This window comes from Sulfuricurvum sp. (genome assembly GCF_049587615.1).
In the GTDB taxonomy this organism is placed as follows: domain Bacteria; phylum Campylobacterota; class Campylobacteria; order Campylobacterales; family Sulfurimonadaceae; genus Sulfuricurvum.
Genome location: NZ_JBAVEF010000016.1, coordinates 32,958 through 54,220, shown reverse-complemented (window position 1 = coordinate 54,220; position 21,263 = coordinate 32,958). Strand labels below are relative to the sequence as shown.

Genomic DNA, 21,263 nt, shown 5'->3' with positions numbered 1-21,263 from the left:
AACAAATCACTTTATCTTTTTTTTCATCCATAGGATGATATTGTCAGTTATTTTAGCGTTCATTACCTCAAAATCCTCTGTAATGCTTCCAAGCCCAAAAGATCCGCCACCGATTTTAGGTGCAATGTAACTCACATACCAATCAGTAACTTTTAGAGACGCTTCCATCATGGCCGCCCCCCCTTCAATCATTACAAGGGAGTATTGTCCGATCCTCTCCAACGAGGATTCTACAAATACGTTGCGATTTAAAACATCAAAGAGCGGAATCGTTCGGTCAAAATCATCATGATGCGAATAGATCAATACGTCCGGAGCTTTTCCGTTCACCAACCGGGCATCCAGTATTGGACGATCAGTGCGTACCGTATTACCCCCGATAACGATCAAGTCGCAGCGATCTCTCAGCGCATGGACGTGAGTACGTGAAGAATCCGAGCTGATCGTCCCGCCGTCAATCGTCCCATCAAGCCGCTGGGCCCATTTGAAAAAAACAAAAGGATTTTTTTGCCATCGGATAAAAGGCTCCAAAAGTGCTCTCCCCTCTGATTCCATAACACCAAAAATACATTCGACCCCTGCAACTTTCAATACTTCGGCACCCCCCGCGGCGGCCGGGTTAGGATCTTTTACACTGATATAAAGTTTTTTGATCCCCAAGTCACGTATCAACAATGCGCATGAAGGGGTTTTCCCGCTATGGGAACAGGGTTCCAGCGTCACCGCCATCGATACGGTATGAAAAAGCCCGTTATGATGGGTTTTTAGGTAATCGTGTATCTGTTGGGAATTATCGCAACCGGATAGAGTAAGATCGCCGGTAAGAAGGATATAGGCATCGCGCAGAGCATACACCTCGGCATGAGGGCCTCCGGCGTATTTGTGGGCACCCACCGAGAGAATTTCTCCGTGCATGCCGGTGCAAACAGCACCGACAGCAGGATTAGGAAAAGTAAGAAGTTGATATTCCCAAGCCGCTTTGAGGGCGAGGTTCATGGCATGAGTGGGATTCATTACCACTCGAAGTAGGTTTTTGCCTTGCTGATCGAGCGAAAAGGGATTCTTTGTTCACCGTTTTCTTTTGTTTTCAGGATGATTTCGTCATTTTCAACGCCGATCATTTCACCTTCATATTTCTCTTTAGTAATGGTACTCAAAGCAACTTTTTCGCCTACCGATTGAACAAAGTGCTCTAATGTTTTGAGTTTACGCTCAATCCCCGGACTGCTCACTTCGAGACGATATTCACCGCTTACTGGAGAGGTAACGTCTAGTAACGGATTGATTAGATGGGTGAGTTCAGCACATTGATTGAGCGTTACACCCCCGGGTGCTGTAACACTAACACGGAAAATAGTGTTCTCATTTTCGTTAAGTATGGCGGTATCGTAGAGGGATAAGCCGATTGATTCAACCATTTTTTTGATGTCAGATTCAAGACTCATCTTTTTTCTCCTTGGCGATTTTGGCGAATAACGCCTCGATATTCTGACTTCGTTTGAGGGTATCATCAAACACAAAAGTCATACGGGGACTGCGAAACCACCCTTGATCTTTCATACAATGCTCTTCGATAATCGGGCGTGCTTTTTCGAGCAGTTTTAAAAATACAGCCTGTTCTTGAGGCGTATAATCATGAGGATCAAGATAGACTTTTGCATCGCTGCGTCCACGAGAACAGTGGACATCGATGACATCCACTTCACGCACACGCGCATCGGAAAGTTGGCTGATCGCTTCGGGGATCAACTCTTTGAGAATCGACTCCGTCCGTTTGATTTTTATTTGTGCCGGTGTCACAGGGTTACTTTAGTCTCGATTTTTTTGAAGGTTTCGATAACGTCACCCACTTTGACATCGGTGTAACCGCTCAGGACAACACCACAATCAAACCCTTTACCAACTTCTTTGACATCGTCTTTGAAACGTCTAAGAGAAGTAAGATCACCCTCATGGATAACAACACCGTCGCGGATAACACGAACCATTCCACCACGTACCAATTTACCGTCAACAACCACACATCCTGCAATGGTTCCTGTACCTCTTGGGATTGGGAACGTATCACGAACTTCCGCTTGCCCGGTATTCTCTTCACGGAATTGCGGTGCCATCATACCACCGAGCAATAATTTAACATCGTCGATAAGCTGATAAATAATAGAGTAGGTTTTGATCTCTACCCCCATTTGTTTTGCCATCGCATTGACATTACCCGTAGGACGAACATTGAACCCAAGTAGTGCACAGTTCTCACTGTTATTTACCAATGCAACGTCATTTTCAGTGATACCACCCACACCGCTGGAGATAACTTCAACTTTTACCTCTTCGTTGCGCAATTCTGCGAGAGCCGATTTAATCGCCTCAAGAGAACCATGAACGTCCGTTTTAAGAACCACTTTAAGGGCTTTAATACGACCCTCAGCAATCAACGACGTCAAATCATCAAAAGATGCTTTTGTACTTAATGAGAGTTCACGGTGGCGATCATACTCAGCACGTTTTTGTGCTACTTCGCGGGCTTCACGATCGCTCTCCATCGCCATCATCACTTCACCTGATGGCGGCACGTCACTCAAACCGACGACAACCGCTGTTTGACTCGGTCCGATTTCCTGAAGCTGCGCTTTGCGGTCACTGATCAACGCACGAACGCGTCCATAAGCACCGCCGCACACGATATTGTCACCGACACGTAACGTTCCGTTTTGTACGATGACGGTAGCAACCGGTCCACGCCCTTTTTCTAACGTACTCTCGACGACAACCGCTTTCGCCATAACATCAGGGTTTGCTTTGAGTTCCATTACTTCAGATTGGAGCAAGATTGCTTCTAGAAGCTCATCAATGCCGGTCATCGCTTTAGCTGAAACACCGACGAATTCAACATCTCCACCCCACTCTGTAGGATTCAATCCCAACTCGGCCATTTGCGCTTTAACCATATCAGGGTTAGCACCCGGTTTATCCATTTTATTGACCGCAACGATTACCGGTACTTTTGCATCTTGAGCATGCTTAACCGATTCACGCGTTTGAGGTTTTACCCCATCGTCCGCCGCTACAACAATAACGATAATATCGGTGAGTTGCGCACCGCGTGAACGCATCGCACTAAACGCTTCGTGCCCCGGAGTATCAAGGAACGTGATCAGTTTCCCTTTTTGTTCTACCGAATACGCACCGATATGCTGAGTAATCCCCCCTGCTTCGCCGTGTGCTACTTTAGCGTTACGGATCGCATCCAAAAGGGATGTTTTACCGTGGTCAACGTGCCCCATGATAGTGATAACAGGAGGACGTTCAACCGCACCTTCACTGTATTCATGTTCTTCATCATATGCGTTTTCAAGATTAAAGGCATCTTTTGGATCGACAGTCGTCACTTCCACACCAAATTCACTGGCTAAGATTTCGATCTCATCTTTTCCGAGAAAGTCATTTTTAGTAACCATCATTCCAAGATCAAAAAGAACTTTGATAACCGCTGAAATACTTTGACCTACTTTTTCGGCAAACTCATATACGCGAACATCTTCGGCGATTTCGACGTGTGTAATGACTTCGTCTTCTTTAGTATCTTTGGCATATTTTTTGCGCGCTTCACGCGATACTTGACGAGGCTTATTACGATTAGCCCCTTGTTTTTTGCCGGCATTACGACCGATCGGTTTTTTCTCTTTCGGTTTTTGCGCTTCTTCTTCAGGAGGTACATTCGCGCCCAAATCATTGAAATCCATCAAGACGATTTGGTCTTGCTCGTAATCCATCGAGACATCCGAAATTCCGCCGCCGAAGATATCAAGACGCACCCCTTGATCTTTCTTTTGAACCGGAGCATTGCTTCCTTGAGCTTTTTTGGCTTTTTTGGCTTCCAACTCACGTTGAGCCTGCTCGCTCAATTTCCCATACGTGGATACCGAAACACTCTCTTGACGAACCGGTGCAACAAACTCTTCTTCTACCGGACGTTTTTTCTTGACGATTTTCAATCCTGAGCGCTTAGGAACTTCTTGTTCTACCTGCACTACTTCCGGATTTTCATCTTTTACTTCTGTAACGGGTGCTGCAGTTTGTACCTGCTCTTCTACAGCCGCTGTAACGACCGGAGTTTCTTCTACAGAAGCAGTTTTAGGGGAAGACTTGGCGGCTGTATTCTCTGCAGACGCTCCGCTCATGATATAGTTCATGATTTGCTCAGCTTCTTCGATCGAAACCGAACTCGAGGCAGTTTTTACATTAAGCCCCATCGCAGCTGCTTTGTCCACTACCTCTTTTGAATTGATACCAAGCTCTTTGGCAATTTCATGAACTCTAACTTTATCCATCATTAACGATGATCTCCTTTAACCGATTCATCAGCTCTACGCTAGCGCCGCTTTTGCATTGACGGGACAACTGACCCGCAGTTTTTTTGTGCTCGACACACGCAAGACACAGGTAAAAACTTCTCCCCACACCGCTGTAGGGTTCTAATAACCCTTCCCGGCATTGAAGACGTAATAACATGGATTGCGCAAAACGTTCACGACAAACCACGCACATACGTATAGGCTGATGTAACTTTTGCGCCATTATATCCAATACTTTCTTTTATTTTCATTGTTAGACGCCAAAGGAGCAAAGCCCCATTGGCTACGTTAACACTGGGTTCTCTTAGGCAGAGTGCCCACGCTTCGCTTTTTTAGCGTTCGACAACTAAACCGTCATTGTCAAAACCTAAAATTTTAACCTCAAAATCGGTGAATTCTGATTTGAATTTATCGGCTAACATTTGGGCATCCTGATCATACACCATATTGAAAAACGTAGATCCACTCCCTGAGAGCGTAGACATCAATGCCCCGTTCTCATACGCCATTTTCTGCACGGCAAAAAGTTCCGGTAACATTTTCATCCGCACTTTTTGGTGAAAGCGATCCTGTGTAGCGAGGCGGAGCATCTCCCAATCCTCATTAAAAAAGGCCCCTACCGTTACGGCCGTGTGGGAGAGGTTAAAAACAGCGTTCTCTTTACTGTACGATTTAGGGAGGGTCGTGCGCGATTTGGCGGTTGAGATCGGTTTATTCGGGATGACGACAACCGCTTTGAGGTAATCGGGGAGATGTTTTTGCTGTGAAAAGACTTTTTGCTTCTCCACCATTGCCGCGTTAAATCCCCCCATGACTGCCGGAGTAATGTTATCGGGATGGGTTTCATACACCAATGCATGGTTAAGGATACGCCGTTTGGAAACTTTTACCCCTGCCGCTTCATGGGCACAGCTGATAGCGCTTACGATCACGGCAGATGAACTCCCCAATCCTCGTGACATCGGAATTTGGTTGTAAAATGTAAACTTGAAGTTTTGCCGTTTTTGGGTTAGCCGTCGGTAGTGTTCGTTGAAGATACTAACGAACAGATTATTTCCTTTGAGGCGGGGGTTATTTTCCCCCTCCCCCTTGATAGAGACGGCGAAAAAACGCGATGGCACCAATTCGACTTGGTTACGCAAATCGACGGCAAGTCCTAATGAATCAAATCCGGGTCCTAAATTGGCACTCGTTGCAGGTACACTAACGAACAAACAGTTTCCTTATCCTACGGCATCAATCCCATAATAAGGGAGATTATCCGAATCAAATTTTTCTAAATCGATGATTTTCGGGAGCTCAAATGCGATAATCTCAGGTGAGGCTATCGGTTCTAACTCAATGGTTGTGCTATTTTTAACAAAATAGAGCTTTCCAACTGCTTTGATGGGGCTATTTTTGTTGAAAAAGAAGGCATCTGTTGCTAAAAGTGGGATTTTTTTCGTAATGCTGAGGGTTTTTAGAAAAAGGTAGGTGACCTTGATCCCCATAAAACTTCCAGGGCCCTTGGCGTATATCAAATTCGAAAAAGTGTACCGTTTTAACAGTGGATCAAAAATCTCCGCTAAAACGTCCGAACTCATCCCTTCACTGCGAATCTCTTCGACTAAGTTCCCATTCTCATAAACACCGATCAGAACAGGTGAGCCTAAAGCGATGACGAGAACATCATGCATACGCTTTGGCCAACTCTTTGGACTCAGCCGTTGCAAGCTCAACGATTTCGTAATTTGCAGGATCTTTGAGGAGTTCAAGTGTCAATTTGTGGTTCAGGTCATGACTCCCGGCGTACGCTTCGTAATTCCCGATAAAGTTCATACCGATCAACGACATATCGCCGATGGCATCCAAAATTTTATGGCGGACGAACTCATCGCCGAAACGGAGCCCTTCCGGATTGAGTACTTTTTTGTCATCCAACACGACGGCATTTTCCAAACTTCCCCCGAGTGCGAGACCTTTGGATCTGAGATACTGCACCTCATGGACGAATCCGAAGGTTCGGGCACGTGCGATCTCTTTTTTGTAATTTTCTTTGGTAAATGCCAGAACATAGCTTTGTTTATCGATGACGGGGTGGGAAAATTTGATCGTAAAATCGTAGTTCATGTCATTGGAAGGGATCAATTTTACGTATTTATCCCCCTCTTGTACCGTCACCTCTTTTTTGATCCGCATAATTTTTTTAGGGGTATCTTGGGAGACGATTCCTGCCTCTTCGAGGAGCATACAAAAGCTCATCGACGAACCGTCCATCACCGGCACTTCATCGGCATCGACGATGACACGAAGGTTGTCAATGCCATAGGCATAGATTGCCGAGAGCATATGCTCAATCGTCGAAATCGTCACCCCCTCACGTCCAATCACTGTCGCCATTTTGGTATCGACAACATTTGCAGGGATTAAAGGGATAGAAACACCGGCATCGCTGCGGTAAAAAACAATCCCGCTGTTAACCCCGAGCGGTTCAAGCCGCAATTTGACCGGCGAACCTCGGTGCAAACCGATACCTACGAGTTCGACACTTTTACCGATCGTTGATTGCATCATGGCTGGTTTCCCTTTTCGTTAACTGATTATCATAATTATAGCGTGTTTCAGCGTTGATTAATAATCACCTTCGCGTTCTCAATCACGCTGGTGATGTTGTCGACAATCCATTTGGTATCCATCCACTCTTCGGGGCGCACTTCAATCCCTTGAACCAAGATACCGAAATGGAGGTGATCCCCCATCGCGTATCCGCTCAGACCTGTTTTTGCAATCTGCTGTCCGATAGAAGCGACATCCCCCTCTTGGACATGAACGTCCGAACAGTGTCCATACAGGGTGTAAAGGCCGAATCCATGATCAATAATCGGCAAGTTGCCATAGATTCCGTTCTCTTGAGAGAAAACCACTTTCCCTCCATTGGACGACGTAATCGGTCCCATCGCAACACTCGCCAAGTCAAGTCCCATGTGATACGCATTCGAGATATTTTCCTGCCCTTTGTAGCTGTAAATACGGTGATCCCCGAAGTCCGCTACTTTTTGTCCGTTCACAAGCGGATAAAACGGTGCGGGATTGAAATCGGTAATCATATTTTTGGATACTTTCGAAGTGATCTCGTGGATAACTTTCTCATTATCGGCACGCACTTTTTCGTTGATAATACGGAATTGTTCTAACCGATCATCTACCCCGGCTGTTTGTTCATAAACATTTGCCAACTCTGCGATTTTACCGTCCAAAAATGCATCGCTGAGTTCAATATTCGAAACGCGGTACGCATGATCTTTCAAACGCAGAGGGACCGCGCTTTTGGTCTCATTTCCGGCATGGTCACGGGCTACGACCATTGCACTGAAAGTTTCCTCTTGCACCGGCCATGCTACCAAAGAAGCGTAATATCCCTCTTTCATAAACGGCTGCGCAATAAACGTTTTCCCGTAATTCGTCTCAATTTTCAAACTTTTCATGTGAGGATCATCCGCTTTGAAAATGACAATCGCCGATCCCCCTTTTTGGATTTTATAAGAGTTGGCGATAACAGCGACTACCGGACGGCGCTGATCAATAACAAGGGTGATCTCTTCTTTGTAGGTATTCCCCATAAAAAGGCCCCATAAACTGTTATCGGTTGCTTCGATTTTGAGAGTAATCGAAGCGGCTTCTACCCGACGGACTCCCTTAGGAGGAAGAATGTCAAAACTTTTTTTAGTTACTTTCGATGGAGTGTTCTCATCTACCACTACCCATTCATCGTGCGGCGTTGCTATCGTTGCTTTGTAAGATTTTAGGCCGCTCATATCTTCTATGTTGACATGAATAGGATCTTTAAAATTCCAATATCCCTCATGGGACAGGATGACTTTAGGATCTTCCCTCTCAAATGTCGGCGAAAATGCCATAAATCCGAGGGCACCCAAAACCAAAAGTACCACTATCCATCCCATAATTCCCGAACCGTTTCGGCCTCTTCTCACACCAACTCCTTTGTTATCATCATCATTATATTTTTAACGAGCTCATCATAATTTTCATGCTTTAAGCGTGTTCCGGCACGACGTACATGTCCGCCGCCACCGAACTCACCCATAATTTTTGCAGCATCGATCCCCCCATCCGTACGTAAGGAGAGTTTCGCTCCTCCGCGCGGATGTTCGAGCACCATAATAGCGGCTTCTACGCTTCGCATTCCCAGCGCTTCGTCCAATACCCTCTTGCATTCGGCAACAATAGCTCCCGTCTCCTCCAATAAGGAGAGGGGAACCTCAAACAGAGCAAGTTTCCCATCGACCAAAAGCTTCATCTGCTTGAGCAGTATCCCCCGTATCCGAAGCGATGCAAGCGACCGACGGCGATAAAGCCACTCAATACACATCGCATGATCGGCTCCCGATTCCAGTAAAGAATGGGCCAGCGCAAACGTTTTGGCATTGCATTCGGCCGCACTAAAGCATTTAGAATCCTCGATAAGTCCCGCATAAAGCGAAAGTGCCATTTTACCATTGATTTTTATACCGTTGGCAACAAAATAATCATAAACAACCTCGGTCGTACTGATAGCAGAGGTATTTAAAAGGTTATAGGTACCGTAGAAATCGTTGCTGATATGGTGATCGATGTTAATTAAGGGCAATTCTTTCTCAATCCCCAGCCGCCCGTAACTGCCGCAGTCAAAACTGATCATACAATCGGCATCTTCGGGAAAGGAAGCGGTAATTTTATCAAACCATGGGAGAAAAGCGAGATTTGGGTTAATTTCAGAAGAGACGCAAAAGAGGGTTATTTTTTTTTGGCTTCGGAGGAGATAGGAATAAAAAGCACACGCCGCACCCAGTGAATCAGCATCAGGATTTTTATGGGCTATTAAAACAATATGCTGAGACGCATCGATCAGGGTTGAGGGCATTGGATACTCTGTAAAAGCCTAATTTTAGGCGGAAATACCTCGATTATAGCATTTATTACGGCTATTTGATAAAACAAAGTGATTAATTTTTAATCACTTTGTTACATTCTTTATTCGACGGTACTTTGAAGCACCGCTTCGAAATCACTCTGAGCTTGGTTCAGAGCAGCTTTGGCTTCAGGATCACTCACACGTGCACTGCTCATCCAGTTGTACACTCCCGGAAAGCCCATCACGATTTCATCCGTATCTTTTTTCTTGTAGACCATCAACGTGCACGGCGCAAACGCTGCCGCTTCGGGACGGCTTTTTGCCGCCGTATAAATCACTTTAAGTTTACAAATGGAATAGGTATCGTAAAAATCGAACGGACTCTCTTCTCCCAATACAAAATTGTAATCGGTAAAATTGGACATCACAAATCCGGCCGGTTTGAGACCGTCTTCAATCATCATCTCGGTCTCCTCTTTATCCGCAGACCAGCTCGCTTTACTGCTTGCTTTGACATAACGGCTAAGTAACGGACCTGTTGAAGGGAGAGACGTTTCACTTTGCGTCAGTTTGGCACCCGGTAATGCTTTTTTAAGGGTTGATAGAATCTCTTTCTCGATTAAACAGAATTCCTTTGATTTAAAACCGGCGATTTTTGCCATAGCAGAAGCGGTCAATACAGAAACATGCAACTCTTTTTCATTGCTGCGTTGATAAACGCCAAAACCCATGGGAACAAAAATCCCGGCATCAGGATGGGCTTTTACCAAGGCAGCGGAATAATTTTTATGAAAAGCGGTCAACAGATTAAAGACGGCAAAATCACTCTGACCGAACTGTTTTTTAAAAGGCTCGTTCATTTCCGTATTCGCCGAAATAACAAAACCGTTTGCTTCAAGTGCTTTTTCAATGACCGATGCATTTAATTTTCCATTTGCATTGGGAACACTAAAAAGGTGCAGGTCACCGCCAAAAAGGGATAAAAGTCCCGCCATTATTGATATGAAAAGAATTTTCATCGTTAACTCCTAAGGTTGAATGTAAAATGCGCCTTCAGTGGCGCGCTCGATCACTTCGGCAATACCCGCACTGACGATCTCAACATCGTCAATCAATGCCGATGCGGGGATTTTTTTGGTCTCCATCGTATTGCCGCATGCGACGAATTCGACACCATATTGCTGCAGCGCCCGCACACGCAGAGCAATCTCTTTTTCACTTTTCAAAAGGGTACGAATACCGTGATAATAAGCAACGATACGCAAATGAATTTTTTCAGGACCGTAGAATTTAAGGACATTGTTCGCCGTGCTGAGACCGTGATGGATCGATTCATCATCCCCTTTACTGATCCCCATTACCACTTCGCGAGGCTTGTCGATGGAAGGGGCCGGTTCGGCAAAACGGACATCCCCAAAGGCAAGGGTGGAAAACAGACACCCCAAAAACAGCAGCTTCTTCTTCATTATTCCCATTCCAATACCCGATAGGAGGCTTCAACATTCTGTCGATGGGTCCCCTCATAAAGTTTATACTTTTTATACTGATCCATCGTCACTTTTTTGGTTGTCTCATCGATGCTAAGCCCCTCGGCAATTGCCGCTCGGATTTCCGAACGCATCTGCGTGAAATACTCACGCGTCATACGGGCCGCATCTTTATCGGTACGGTTTCCATGACCGCCAACCACATGCGCGGCTTTTAACCCATCCACATCATCCAAAGCGGCAATCCAGCCGTTAATATCTCCCCCCCGCACCGAGGGGAGACGATCATTGAACACCAAATCAGCGGCAATCACTACGTTGGATTTTGGAAGATAAACCATCATATCTTTGGCGGTATGGGCTTTATGTTTTGCAATTTTGAGTTCAAGCTTTTGATTGCCGATCGTGAGATTCATATCGTCGCTGATCATCTCGGTCGGTAAGGTCGGTTTGGTTTTGGCATAGGCTTGCGGAGTGATATAGGTTTGCATCCGGGTAGGCTCGCTCATATCGGCACTAACCTTGAAATCATCAGTTCCTAAAACACGAATTCCCTGCTCGGTAAAATAGTTGTTTCCCAGCCAATGATCATCATGGATATGGGTGTTGATAACGAGTTTAACGGGAAGGGATTTGATTTTTTTCATTGCTTTGTACGCCGATTCTGCATACGCATAAGAGGGACCGGTGTCGACGACGACGTACCCCTCTCCCGCATCGATGTAACAGCTGTTGACGATGTTGCCGTTGTTGGTTTTATCCATAATTTCCGGTTTTCCAAAAAAGCAGTGGACATCCGAAGTTACCCGCACCGGTTTGAGTGCGTATTCATACGCACTCAAACTCGTTGCCGCTAAAAATAAAGTTCCCAACAATCGACGCATCTTTCAGCCTTTAGAAGAGGTAGTTAATTTCGAAACGGTACTCATCATACGAATTGTAATCGGTTGTAGCACCTACAGCAGGATCAGCATCGATGGTTGCAAAACGGAATTTAAACTCAGTATTTGGCACTTCTTTAAATGTTTTCCACATATCGACGTGGAAAATATCGCGATCGGTAAAACCACTGGTAGCTGCTTTTGCATCGTCGAAATTCATGTTTTCATAATCGGCTGCTACTTTGAATCCCGAAACGACTCCTGCTTTTCCGAAATCATAGACCGCTTTCACTGCCCAGTTTTTCGTATTGGCAATCCAGTCTACTTGTGCCATTGAACGGGTATATCCACCCGTCGGGAATCCGCGCCACGGAGCGATAATATCGGCTTCATCAGCCACTTTCGAATAACCTGCAGAAAGTTCCAAAGGACCATTAGCGGCTACCAAACGCGCCATAATGATGCTACCATCAGCACTATTTGGATCGGTATAACCCCCATTTGCTCCGGTCCATACAGTATTCCCTTTAAATGCTCCACTCAATGAAGCACCGCCGATTGCACCCGCACCGTCATCCATTTGACGAAGATATCTTACACCAGGAGTCAACGTCCATGCATCGCTCACTTTGATTTGATAATTCGCTTCAGCGATTGCCGTATTGAAAAAACCGTTCAATCCTACATATTCTGCATTCAATTTCAAATTAGGGATGGATGTATTTTGTGCTGTTATCAATACCATCTCAGGATTTACATCTTCACCTGCGGCACTGATTAACGTAGGCGTCAATCCTTTGTGAACACCCGAGTCATCATTTTCGTTGTATTTTTCAAATGCAATGACACTGTGAAAGCTTTGGTGGTCACGAAGTTTTTGAGACATGATATAACCGGCACGCACAGAAGTATTGGGAATATCTTTGTTTTCGATGACTGCTGCTTCAAACGTGTTTGGGATCATTTTCGTGTCATTCGTTGCCAACATAATACTGTCTATCCCTTGGCGGCCCACTTTTACATTCGTTTTACCGTTTTTGTATTCACCGTACGCTTCCGCAAAATTCCCCATCGCTCCTTCGCTACCATCGGCACGCGTATGGTACGTATCTTTACCGGCTTTACCAAAGTTAACGATACTGCCATCAATTGTGTTCTCATCATGCATTGGAACCGTACCATAGAATCCTACCGTAGCTCCTAAACCGTGATAAAAGCCTGTTTTATAAACCAAACTCCCGCCAAGACCCCACATATTGTTATCTTGAACTGCACTGTTTTCATTATCCCAATCCCACCAGAATGAGTTCGAGCGGAGACGTCCATATACTTCACCCTCGGTGAACATCTCACCGATTGAGTTTACGGCACCCGGTGCTTTTGTATATTCTACTTGATAGTTGTCTTTGACGATACGATCTTCGGTTTTAAGTGCATGCGCCGACGTTGCCAGTACGCACGCCGCTGCGGCTGCGATACTAAGATTGACTAATTTCATCATTTCTTCCTTAAGTTTAATTGTTTCACAAAAGGGTTTAGCACCCTTTCGCCCCTTTTTTCGGACATCCGCAGTCATAATCCATAATACGGACATTGCTGTTACCACTGATGTTCACATTTTTTTGACGGCGGATATACGCTGATGTCACCTCGTATACCGGACGGGTCAGTTGCTCTTTCAGGTTAGCCCCCGCATTTTGCAGGTTGCCGCCCCATGAAGAGACTTTATACACTTTGGTATCATTGAGAGGTTTCCCTCCGACCATGATATTCGTGATCCGTTTACCGCTGGCGGCACCGACACGAATCTCATAGGTCACTCCGCCGAGGCGGCTCATATCGCCCCCTTGCTGGTAAAGCGGATTGGCGTTAAAAACGTTATCGGCAATATCTTCGAGAAGCGAGCGGATATGTTTTCCGGTCAACTCAAAGGTATAAACGTTCGGATAGGTGATCGCCGTCATATCGTAGACATCATCCATCGTGATTTTATCGCCGCCGAGAACCGTAGTCCCCCATCGGTATCCCGGAGTAAACGAAATATCCGAATCCATCGCATCGATAATCGAATCATTGATCAGCTGATCGAACGTCGAATGAAACGTATCGCGTTTAAACAAGGTCGATTTCGTAATCCCCAATACTTCGGAGAGTTCCGAATCGTACGGTGAATACAACTCTTTGACCAGCGCTTCACCCTCAGGATCGGCAGGGATCAGGTTGGATGCAACCGGGATCAGTTTGTACTCATACCCTTTGACTTTGTGGTTTTGGATGTCGATGTCAAGACGTCCGATGTATTTACCGTGGCTTCCCGCGATCACGATCACCGTACCGTTGATAACCGTCGGACGAGGCGATGGATCATGCGTATGTCCGCTCAAAATAAAGTCAATCCCCTTAACCTGACGGGCAACCTCTTGGTCAACACTGAACCCGTCATGTGAAAGGACGACGACACAATCTACTTTTTCCTCTTTGCGAAGTTTGTCCACATAGGTCTGAAGGGTATCCAGACGCAGACCGAAACTCCATCCCTGCGTAAACTCTTTCGGGTTAGCCGTAGAGGTAAACGGAAACGACTGACCGATAATACCGATCTTCGCACCGCCCCGTTCCATAATCGTGTACGGTTCAAAAATCAACTCTTCAAAATCATCGGCAAACGAATCGTCCCCGATAATATTTTGGGAAACGAATTTTGCGTTGAGCATTTCAATCAGTTCTTTAACCCGTGTTTTACCGTAGGTAAATTCCCAGTGACCGACCATGACATCTACACCCAAATAGTTTTGCGCTTTGACGATCGCTTCACCGCCGGTTTTCAATGCCACACCGGTACCTTGCCACGTATCCCCTGAGTCGAGAAGCATGACATTATCCGCACCGCGCTCTTTTTTGATATGGTTGATGAGGGTTTTCATATGCGAAATTCCCCCCATTTTTCCAAACTTATTAGCTAACGCGTCAAAGTTCATAAACGTATCGAAATAGGCATCAAGGGTTTTCCCCTTCATCCCGTAGTGTTTCAAAAACGATTCACCGCACAAAAAGCCCGGAGTTCCGGTCAAATTGGGAGCGGAGATCAATGTTGAAGGTTCTCTCCAATACAATGGTTTGATGTGGGCGTGCATGTCACAGATATGAAGCAGCGTCACATTTCCCTTTGCATTGAATCCGTAAATATCTTTAAGGCTTACCTCATCGGCACGTTTAGGTGCTGACACCGCTGACGAAAGGGTCGGTAATCCGATTCCCAGTGCCGCAGCGATATGGAAAAAATCTCTTCGTGATAAATCCATAATCTAATCCTTAACGTTTCACACTAGGAACACTGATCGGGTTCCCTTTGGTTTTGTTCGTAACGTATACTTCCAATGCTACGATCTCTTTAGAACCCAATGGGATTTCTGCAAGGAGGGCATTTTTCATACATTGCTGCATCCGTTTATCGAGCGTCACCATTTGACTTTGCGTCATACGGTATGCCGGCCATGTTCCCGCTGCTGCCGTCTCTTTAGCTCCCAAATCAGGAAGCGGCTGCATACGAAGACGCTGACCGACGATATCGGCACTGTGACAGTTGTTACATGAGAGACCGCGACCGCCGCGACGCTCTTCAAACACTTGCTGCCCGAGCTTCATCATCTCAACCATATGCTTATTTGCTTTTACATCGATATTGGTTTTTTGTCCGTTGGCGATTGATTTCACATACGCAGACATTTTAACCATCTCTTTACTCTCAAGCTTTGGTACCGGTTTTTCGTTTGCCGCAGCCGCCATTTGGATCGTTTGTGCCAACGTCACTACTTTTTTCGCCGGTTCGACGTAGCGAGGGAATCCCGCGATATACTTCGGAAGATCTTTCTCTTTAACTCCGAGCATTTTTGCATAGCCGGCTGTGCCGATAAGATCACCGAAGAGTTGTTCCCCCTCAGCTACCTCCATCTCGGCAGGATTGCTCTCCAAAAGCTCCGCATACATCGCTTTATCGGCATCGGACATACTGAGTTTTTCTTCGGCAACAGCCGGGTTTAAAAGTGCCAAACACACCAATGCTGCCGTTATTGATAAGGTACGCATGCTTTATCCTTTTGGAGTAATGGGTGTCGTACTCTCGACGCTTTGCCCTTTGTTATCTTTGGCGATAACTTTGAGTGTTCCGGCACCCGGTACTTTAAAGCTGATAGACATAAGAGGATTCACCGAAAGGGATTCCCAAATAACCATTTTGGTAATCAACGTATCGTTGAACATGAATTTCACTTCATCGATGTAATTCGCCGGGATCAACGCACCCGTATCTTTATCTTTGCGCATCCCTGTTTCCATCGGGTGCATTGCCATAAAATCGATTTTGACAATATCGCCTGCGGCATATGTTTTCGGTTTAATTTTGATCAATGTTTTCATAGTGTTTTCCTTTAATCTTCTTTTTTACAACTGAAAATAGCCGTCATCCTCGGACTTGATCCGGGGATCCAGCTGGATTCCCGCCTACGCGGGAATGACGTTGACTCTTATCAACCGCATCCCCCGATGGTTACTTTTACGTTTTGTTTTGCGGTGAGGAACGTACCGTCACTCATCTCTGCAATCGCTACAACATCTTGGGTTCCACCCAGTTTAATACGGGTACCGAAAAATGCTTCGCCGTTAGAAGGGGTCAAATAAATATTCGCACAACGGACATTTCCGTTTTTAGAAGCAAGAACATGAATCGCTTTGACGTAATCTTTACCGCTCATAGGACTGTCAACCGTAACTTTGACCGGTACAACCGCACCGTTTTCAGCAATCTCAGGAGCTTCCATCTTTACTTTTGCAGAAGGTGTCAACGCTTTACCGCCGGTAATAGCCGCTACTGCCGTCTCAAAATTCATCTCATTCGGACCGCCCGATTTTTTCTCTTCTGCCGCGCTGGCTACATGAGGCAAAGCTACCGCACACGCGGCTACTGCTCCAAAACTTTTTAAAAATGATCTTCTTTCCATAGTGTTTCTCCTTGAATTACTTTTTAACTGCCGTGATATACGATACCAAATCGCACACTTCGCGCTCGTTCATAAGACCGTTCGCAAGATTAACCGTCATCGCCGATTTAGGATTGTCCAACCGTGGATCGGCGATTTTTTGGTACATAAACTGAGCATTACGAACACCGCTATCCATGTAGAGTTCTTTATACTTCGTCAAATCGGGACCGATATTGCCATACCCTTTTGCCCCTTCGATGTTGTGACAGGCAACGCAGTTACCCATTTGTTTCTCTTTTCCATCGGGAAGGAGTCGAGTGAGCCCTTCAGGCGGATTCTCTTTGGCATCTTTACCGTTTAAGTTATGAAAGATATAGCTTCCACGGGCAATCGCTTTAGGGTCATTGCTCACACACCCTTCCGGCATCACATAGGCTTTCGCTGCCGGGAGGGCATCTTTTTTCAAAATCGCCGTCGCATCCGGGGTTTCAATTACCTGCGATAAATCGGCTGCACTTAAAAAAGTAGCAAGTCCCAGCATGATCACTTTTCGCATTGGCTCTCCTTATTTCAATATTTCGAGAGGTATTGTAGAGAAGGAGTGTAAAATTTATGTAAAAAAAGTAAAAAATTACGCCGTAGTATAAATAGGCGGGTAAAATGTATACGAAAAGGTACTTCCTTTTCCATAAACCGATTCGATATGGAGTTCTATGCCTGCTTTATCGATAATCGATTTAACGATGTTGAGACCGATCCCGAATCCCCCCTTATCCCTATTCTCACGGTAATACCGTTCAAAAATACGTTCCACATCTTCAATTCCGAGACCATTATCCCGAAAATGGATCACACAGCGATCTTTCAAACGCTCCAATATCACCTCAATCTGCCCCTCCTCGTGAGAGTACTTAATGGCATTTGAAATATTGTTGTCAATGATCCGCTGCAGCTGGGTCGGATTAAAGACAATCGTAATATCCGGTGCAATCAGAGGAACGATGGTGATGTTTTTCAGCGCGGCAACTTCGGAAAAATAATCAATCCTCTCTTGCAGATAGTGACTCAGATGGATAGGCTCATAGTCAAACGATAACCGCTCATTTTTTATCAGATAATCCATATCGTTGTAGAGTGTCGCGAGCGTCTTGGTTGCCGCTTTAATCCGTTGAAGATATTTATTGCTCGGGCTGGAGCGATGATAAAGGTCAATATTGACATTGATGATGGAAAGGGGGGTGTTAATCTCGTGCATTGAATCTTTGATGAATTGATCAAGACGTTGATTGATTCGCTGAAACGGCAAAGCAAAACGATCCAGAAAAAAAAGAGAGAGGATAAAGATCAACGCCGTAATCGAGAGAAGGATAATAACAACGTCCTGATAAATACGGGTATAGGATACATTTCCTCCTATAACCAAATAAGACGCGTCAAAATAACGCCTCTCAGGAAGTGCCACTACCAGATACGCATAACCGTCTTGAATATAGTACCCAGCCTTTTGAAAAGTGAGCTCGGGTTGAATCACGGTAAACACAGGGTTAAAATGGACATCATACAGACCCGATTCAAATGAGCGAAACCGCGGATAATCGAAAGCCTGCTTCTCTTTCGCATCAAACTCCTCCATCGCACGAATAATCAAATGCGATTGCCGCTTGAGTTTAAACTCATATTGTATTTCAGTAACGTATTTCATATAGGTGACATAAAGATAGGTAGGGGCAAGCAACAATACCGCGACCAGCATCGTATAGAGAAAAGCGTTTTTAAAGGCGTAGCGATTATCGTTCAATGATGTATCCCAACCCGCGTCGATTTTGGATGATCTCTATGGGGAGCTTTTTACGCAAATTGTTAATCTGTACCCGTATGTTGGCAGGATCGACGTACTCACCCCAAATCTCATCTTGAAACATCTCAACCGACACCACTTGATTGGTATGTTTAAGCAATACGGTAAAAATTTCTTTTTCGGTTTTACTCAATGCGATATTCTGCCCCCTATGGGTCAAGGTGAAATTTTCGGTATCGTAAATCAGTTCCGAACCAAAATCGATTTTGTTTTCTCCATCATGATAGTGGCTTTTCAGCGCATGCATGATCCGTATTTGCAACTCGGTAAGATCGAAGGGCTTTCGAATATAGTCACAGCACCCCGATTTGTATCCCTCTTGCAAATCGCTGATGTTAACCATGGAGGTCAAAAAAATCGCCGGCGTTTTGTTCCCCTCTTTGCGCAGAGTACGGAGCAAATCGAATCCGTTCATCCCCGGAACGTTCACATCGAGCAAATAAAGATCAAAATGGGTCTCGTAAATTGCATCAAACGCTTTTTCCCCATTCGAAAATCCACATACGTCAAACCCCATATCTTCCAAAAATTCGGTGATACTCACCCGTAACATATACTCATCCTCGAGCAACAATACCTTCATCGAATCTCCCCCTTGATCTCTTTGCTCACTTTGTAATCCAACAATATCCCAATCAACTCTTCTTTCGAATAGGCATTCAGCCGTTCACGCGCCTCTTCGAGATAGAGTTCCCGATCTTCAGGGGGAACAGTGTCTTTGAGATACAACAGCTCTTTATCGTATACACTTTGAAACTGGGCGTTACCCAGCGTTTTTTTGGCCATGATGTCATAGAGTTCACTGCGGGAGAGGTGGATAAGAAACGAAAGATCCTCTTCATCGGAATGGGCATACGTACTGATCTGCTGCGGGGAGAGTGAAAAGACAAATGCGCCAATCGTCTCCCCCTCACCGTTCGTCATCGGCTCGTAAAACAGATATCGCCCCCCGCTAAAAATGACACGGGCAGTTTTGAGTGTTTTAAAATCGACTCCGTTTAAGAGCTTTAAATCACTTTGGGTATATTTGGGATTGGCCAGAATGTACTCTTTCCCGATGACAGGATTTTCCTGCATAAATACTGCGGTTTCATAAAACCGTTCCTCCATTAAAACATACAAATCAATCCCCAAACGGTCAAAATACTCCTGTGTCGACTCAAAAAAAGAGACCACTTCCACAAATCCGATCATCGTCTCTTTACTGTAAACGGGCACCGTCGCTTTAACCCCGATTTTGCGCCCTACTTCGATAGCAGCACGAGGCTTCTTATGGGTTTGAAAATAGAGAAGATCGGGACGATGAAAATCCAGCGGCATCCCCGCATACGAGTTGTCCCAGCTTCGGGCAAAAATAACATAATCTGCCGTAATGATTTGCGCCCGTATTAAAGAATCGGTATGCAGCTTGATCGATTCCATCACCTCCGAGAGAATCTCAAACCCCTTATCCTCATCTTCTTCCTCCAGTGTGTCAATCAAAGCACTGTTTTGCCCCAGGATCAAAGCGTATCGCAGCGCGGTAGAGCGCTCTTTATCCAGTTGATTGTTCAATCCAAGCGAAAGCTGGTCACTGAGACGTTGGAGCGTTTGGGAGGTCACTTTTTGTTCCAGGTACCACAGTGTACCCCCAAGGATGGCCACAATAACCAAAAATACTCCGGCCAGTATTTTTTTATCGGCAAAAAGGTGCAGCCAGCGATCCATTAAAAATTTCCCTTCCGTTTTTTACCCATTTTATAAACATACGCCAACACTTCGGCCACGGCAGCAAACAACATATCGGGAATCGCCCTATCAATCTCAACCTCTTTATAAAGCGACCGTGCAAGCGGAGGATTCTGGACGATGTGAACGCCGTTTTCACGTGCTATTTTTTTAATCTGGATCGCTATGTTATCCACCCCTTTGGCGACTACAACGGGAGCATTATGCTTGGTTTCATCGTATACAATCGCCACCGCATAGTGGGTCGGATTGGTAATCACCACATCGGCCGTCGGAACCGAAGACATCATCCGTTTCCGCGCCGCCTGCATCTGAATCTGACGTATTTTCGCCTTGATATGAGGATCCCCCTCCATGTTTTTCATCTCGTCTTTAATCTCTTGCTTCGACATTTTCAATTTGTCAAAATACTGTTTCCGGGTTATAAAAAGATCGAAAATCGCGTAAATAAAAATAATGATGAGCATGACCGAAGCCAACACGATTGCCTTATCGCGTAACCACCCCATCTGATCTTCGAGGGCAAACAACGCCACCGTGGGAAGCTCTTCAATGTAATACCAAAAAAATAAAAAACCTATCCCCAGCGCCGTCAATGATTTCAACGTGATTTTAATAGATTCAATCATTTTTTGAAAGCTGAAAAGGTTTCCAAACCCTTTGATCGGATCGAGTTTTGAGAAATTCGGCATCAGCGGTTTCGTGGTAAAATTAAATCCCATCTGCGCTACCGTCCCAAAAACTCCCGCAATCGCTACGACGACCGAGATGGGGAGTGCCATAATAAGAAATTCTCGAAAGGTAACAACGGCCATATCCAACATTAATTCGCGATCCAGAGGCTGATTCATCAGAGAAAAATAGTAGCGGGAAAGGTTGAGCAGCCGATCGGCGATAAACGTGAACATCATCAAAAGGGCTAGGATCGCGACGAAGAGGACTACGACACCGACGATATCCTGACTTTTGGCAACATTCCCTTCAAGCCTGGCATCTTCGATCTTCTTGGCCGTAGGTTCTTCAGTTTTTTCTTGATCGTCTGCCATTGATTATTTATCCTTATCCTCTGCAATGCTTTGCATTG

At 45.3% G+C, this 21,263-nt stretch carries 23 protein-coding genes; all 23 read right to left on the bottom strand.

Annotation, left to right across the window (positions count from 1 at the left end; all coding sequences use genetic code 11):
• Positions 1-6: 6 nt before the first annotated feature.
• Positions 7-1,014: a bifunctional diaminohydroxyphosphoribosylaminopyrimidine deaminase/5-amino-6-(5-phosphoribosylamino)uracil reductase RibD gene (ribD, locus tag WB308_RS02775; RefSeq protein ID WP_424188762.1), complete on the bottom strand. Its 1,008-nt coding sequence runs from the start codon at positions 1,012-1,014 to the stop codon at positions 7-9.
• A complete protein-coding gene (locus WB308_RS02770; protein ID WP_424188760.1) occupies positions 1,014-1,445 on the bottom strand; it encodes a ribosome maturation factor RimP in 432 nt (143 codons plus the stop codon). The genes ribD and WB308_RS02770 overlap by 1 nt, the downstream gene beginning before the upstream one ends.
• Positions 1,435-1,800, bottom strand: coding sequence for a 30S ribosome-binding factor RbfA (rbfA, locus tag WB308_RS02765; protein WP_424188758.1), 366 nt, complete (start codon positions 1,798-1,800; stop codon positions 1,435-1,437). The genes WB308_RS02770 and rbfA overlap by 11 nt, the downstream gene beginning before the upstream one ends.
• Positions 1,797-4,334, bottom strand: a complete 2,538-nt coding sequence (gene infB / locus WB308_RS02760; RefSeq protein ID WP_424188757.1) for a translation initiation factor IF-2 — start codon at positions 4,332-4,334, stop codon at positions 1,797-1,799. Before infB ends, rbfA begins: the two co-directional genes overlap by 4 nt.
• On the bottom strand, positions 4,324-4,578 hold the full coding sequence (locus WB308_RS02755; RefSeq protein ID WP_424188755.1) for a DUF448 domain-containing protein: 255 nt from the start codon (positions 4,576-4,578) through the stop codon (positions 4,324-4,326). The genes infB and WB308_RS02755 overlap by 11 nt, the downstream gene beginning before the upstream one ends.
• Before the next feature lie 109 nt (positions 4,579-4,687).
• On the bottom strand, positions 4,688-5,569 hold the full coding sequence (thrB, locus tag WB308_RS02750) for a homoserine kinase (RefSeq protein ID WP_424188753.1): 882 nt from the start codon (positions 5,567-5,569) through the stop codon (positions 4,688-4,690).
• Between the two features lie 9 nt (positions 5,570-5,578).
• A complete protein-coding gene (locus tag WB308_RS02745; protein ID WP_424188751.1) occupies positions 5,579-6,031 on the bottom strand; it encodes a hypothetical protein in 453 nt (150 codons plus the stop codon).
• Positions 6,024-6,908: a UDP-3-O-acyl-N-acetylglucosamine deacetylase gene (gene lpxC / locus WB308_RS02740; RefSeq protein WP_424188749.1), complete on the bottom strand. Its 885-nt coding sequence runs from the start codon at positions 6,906-6,908 to the stop codon at positions 6,024-6,026. Before lpxC ends, WB308_RS02745 begins: the two co-directional genes overlap by 8 nt.
• A gap of 47 nt (positions 6,909-6,955) precedes the next feature.
• Positions 6,956-8,326 carry a M23 family metallopeptidase gene (locus WB308_RS02735; RefSeq protein WP_424188747.1) on the bottom strand — a complete coding sequence of 457 codons (1,371 nt, stop codon included), beginning with the start codon at positions 8,324-8,326 and terminating at the stop codon, positions 6,956-6,958.
• Positions 8,323-9,255 carry a DHH family phosphoesterase gene (locus WB308_RS02730; protein ID WP_424188745.1) on the bottom strand — a complete coding sequence of 311 codons (933 nt, stop codon included), beginning with the start codon at positions 9,253-9,255 and terminating at the stop codon, positions 8,323-8,325. Before WB308_RS02730 ends, WB308_RS02735 begins: the two co-directional genes overlap by 4 nt.
• Before the next feature lie 110 nt (positions 9,256-9,365).
• Positions 9,366-10,265 carry a DUF302 domain-containing protein gene (locus WB308_RS02725; protein WP_424188743.1) on the bottom strand — a complete coding sequence of 300 codons (900 nt, stop codon included), beginning with the start codon at positions 10,263-10,265 and terminating at the stop codon, positions 9,366-9,368.
• A 9-nt stretch (positions 10,266-10,274) separates the two neighbouring features.
• On the bottom strand, positions 10,275-10,712 hold the full coding sequence (locus WB308_RS02720) for a DsrE family protein (protein WP_424188741.1): 438 nt from the start codon (positions 10,710-10,712) through the stop codon (positions 10,275-10,277).
• Positions 10,712-11,617, bottom strand: coding sequence for an MBL fold metallo-hydrolase (locus WB308_RS02715; RefSeq protein ID WP_424188739.1), 906 nt, complete (start codon positions 11,615-11,617; stop codon positions 10,712-10,714). The genes WB308_RS02720 and WB308_RS02715 overlap by 1 nt, the downstream gene beginning before the upstream one ends.
• A gap of 10 nt (positions 11,618-11,627) precedes the next feature.
• On the bottom strand, positions 11,628-13,112 hold the full coding sequence (locus WB308_RS02710) for an OprD family outer membrane porin (RefSeq protein WP_424188737.1): 1,485 nt from the start codon (positions 13,110-13,112) through the stop codon (positions 11,628-11,630).
• A gap of 37 nt (positions 13,113-13,149) precedes the next feature.
• Positions 13,150-14,916: a thiosulfohydrolase SoxB gene (gene soxB / locus WB308_RS02705; protein ID WP_424188735.1), complete on the bottom strand. Its 1,767-nt coding sequence runs from the start codon at positions 14,914-14,916 to the stop codon at positions 13,150-13,152.
• A 10-nt stretch (positions 14,917-14,926) separates the two neighbouring features.
• Entirely contained in the window at positions 14,927-15,700 is a 774-nt protein-coding gene (soxA, locus tag WB308_RS02700; protein ID WP_424188733.1) for a sulfur oxidation c-type cytochrome SoxA, read from the bottom strand.
• 3 nt (positions 15,701-15,703) lie between these two features.
• Complete coding sequence (soxZ, locus tag WB308_RS02695; protein WP_424188731.1) at positions 15,704-16,030, bottom strand: thiosulfate oxidation carrier complex protein SoxZ; 327 nt, start codon at positions 16,028-16,030, stop codon at positions 15,704-15,706.
• Between the two features lie 110 nt (positions 16,031-16,140).
• Positions 16,141-16,611 (bottom strand): thiosulfate oxidation carrier protein SoxY, encoded by a 471-nt coding sequence (gene soxY / locus WB308_RS02690; protein ID WP_424188729.1) that lies wholly within the window; start codon positions 16,609-16,611, stop codon positions 16,141-16,143.
• 16 nt (positions 16,612-16,627) lie between these two features.
• A complete protein-coding gene (soxX, locus tag WB308_RS02685) occupies positions 16,628-17,149 on the bottom strand; it encodes a sulfur oxidation c-type cytochrome SoxX (RefSeq protein ID WP_424188727.1) in 522 nt (173 codons plus the stop codon).
• A 75-nt stretch (positions 17,150-17,224) separates the two neighbouring features.
• Positions 17,225-18,391: a sensor histidine kinase gene (locus tag WB308_RS02680; RefSeq protein WP_424188725.1), complete on the bottom strand. Its 1,167-nt coding sequence runs from the start codon at positions 18,389-18,391 to the stop codon at positions 17,225-17,227.
• Positions 18,381-19,034, bottom strand: a complete 654-nt coding sequence (locus WB308_RS02675; protein WP_424188722.1) for a response regulator transcription factor — start codon at positions 19,032-19,034, stop codon at positions 18,381-18,383. Before WB308_RS02675 ends, WB308_RS02680 begins: the two co-directional genes overlap by 11 nt.
• Positions 19,031-20,158 (bottom strand): cache domain-containing protein, encoded by a 1,128-nt coding sequence (locus WB308_RS02670; RefSeq protein ID WP_424188720.1) that lies wholly within the window; start codon positions 20,156-20,158, stop codon positions 19,031-19,033. Before WB308_RS02670 ends, WB308_RS02675 begins: the two co-directional genes overlap by 4 nt.
• Positions 20,158-21,225, bottom strand: coding sequence for a flagellar biosynthesis protein FlhB (gene flhB / locus WB308_RS02665; protein ID WP_424188718.1), 1,068 nt, complete (start codon positions 21,223-21,225; stop codon positions 20,158-20,160). The genes WB308_RS02670 and flhB overlap by 1 nt, the downstream gene beginning before the upstream one ends.
• Positions 21,226-21,263 lie beyond the last annotated feature (38 nt).

Excerpts from the sequence above, each read along its gene's own strand:
- soxZ (WP_424188731.1), bottom strand. The coding sequence starts at position 16,030 with ATGAAAACATTGATCAAAATTAAACCGAAAACATATGCCGCAGGCGAT.
- soxY (WP_424188729.1), bottom strand. The coding sequence starts at position 16,611 with ATGGAAAGAAGATCATTTTTAAAAAGTTTTGGAGCAGTAGCCGCGTGT.
- WB308_RS02675 (WP_424188722.1), bottom strand. The coding sequence starts at position 19,034 with ATGAAGGTATTGTTGCTCGAGGATGAGTATATGTTACGGGTGAGTATC.
- WB308_RS02725 (WP_424188743.1), bottom strand. The coding sequence starts at position 10,265 with ATGAAAATTCTTTTCATATCAATAATGGCGGGACTTTTATCCCTTTTT.
- WB308_RS02710 (WP_424188737.1), bottom strand. The coding sequence starts at position 13,112 with ATGAAATTAGTCAATCTTAGTATCGCAGCCGCAGCGGCGTGCGTACTG.
- WB308_RS02670 (WP_424188720.1), bottom strand. The coding sequence starts at position 20,158 with ATGGATCGCTGGCTGCACCTTTTTGCCGATAAAAAAATACTGGCCGGA.
- infB (WP_424188757.1), bottom strand. The coding sequence starts at position 4,334 with ATGATGGATAAAGTTAGAGTTCATGAAATTGCCAAAGAGCTTGGTATC.
- lpxC (WP_424188749.1), bottom strand. The coding sequence starts at position 6,908 with ATGATGCAATCAACGATCGGTAAAAGTGTCGAACTCGTAGGTATCGGT.
- flhB (WP_424188718.1), bottom strand. The coding sequence starts at position 21,225 with ATGGCAGACGATCAAGAAAAAACTGAAGAACCTACGGCCAAGAAGATC.
- WB308_RS02730 (WP_424188745.1), bottom strand. The coding sequence starts at position 9,255 with ATGCCCTCAACCCTGATCGATGCGTCTCAGCATATTGTTTTAATAGCC.
- WB308_RS02745 (WP_424188751.1), bottom strand. The coding sequence starts at position 6,031 with ATGCATGATGTTCTCGTCATCGCTTTAGGCTCACCTGTTCTGATCGGT.
- soxX (WP_424188727.1), bottom strand. The coding sequence starts at position 17,149 with ATGCGAAAAGTGATCATGCTGGGACTTGCTACTTTTTTAAGTGCAGCC.
- WB308_RS02770 (WP_424188760.1), bottom strand. The coding sequence starts at position 1,445 with ATGAGTCTTGAATCTGACATCAAAAAAATGGTTGAATCAATCGGCTTA.
- soxA (WP_424188733.1), bottom strand. The coding sequence starts at position 15,700 with ATGCGTACCTTATCAATAACGGCAGCATTGGTGTGTTTGGCACTTTTA.
- ribD (WP_424188762.1), bottom strand. The coding sequence starts at position 1,014 with ATGAATCCCACTCATGCCATGAACCTCGCCCTCAAAGCGGCTTGGGAA.
- soxB (WP_424188735.1), bottom strand. The coding sequence starts at position 14,916 with ATGGATTTATCACGAAGAGATTTTTTCCATATCGCTGCGGCACTGGGA.
- WB308_RS02720 (WP_424188741.1), bottom strand. The coding sequence starts at position 10,712 with ATGAAGAAGAAGCTGCTGTTTTTGGGGTGTCTGTTTTCCACCCTTGCC.
- WB308_RS02755 (WP_424188755.1), bottom strand. The coding sequence starts at position 4,578 with ATGGCGCAAAAGTTACATCAGCCTATACGTATGTGCGTGGTTTGTCGT.
- WB308_RS02715 (WP_424188739.1), bottom strand. The coding sequence starts at position 11,617 with ATGCGTCGATTGTTGGGAACTTTATTTTTAGCGGCAACGAGTTTGAGT.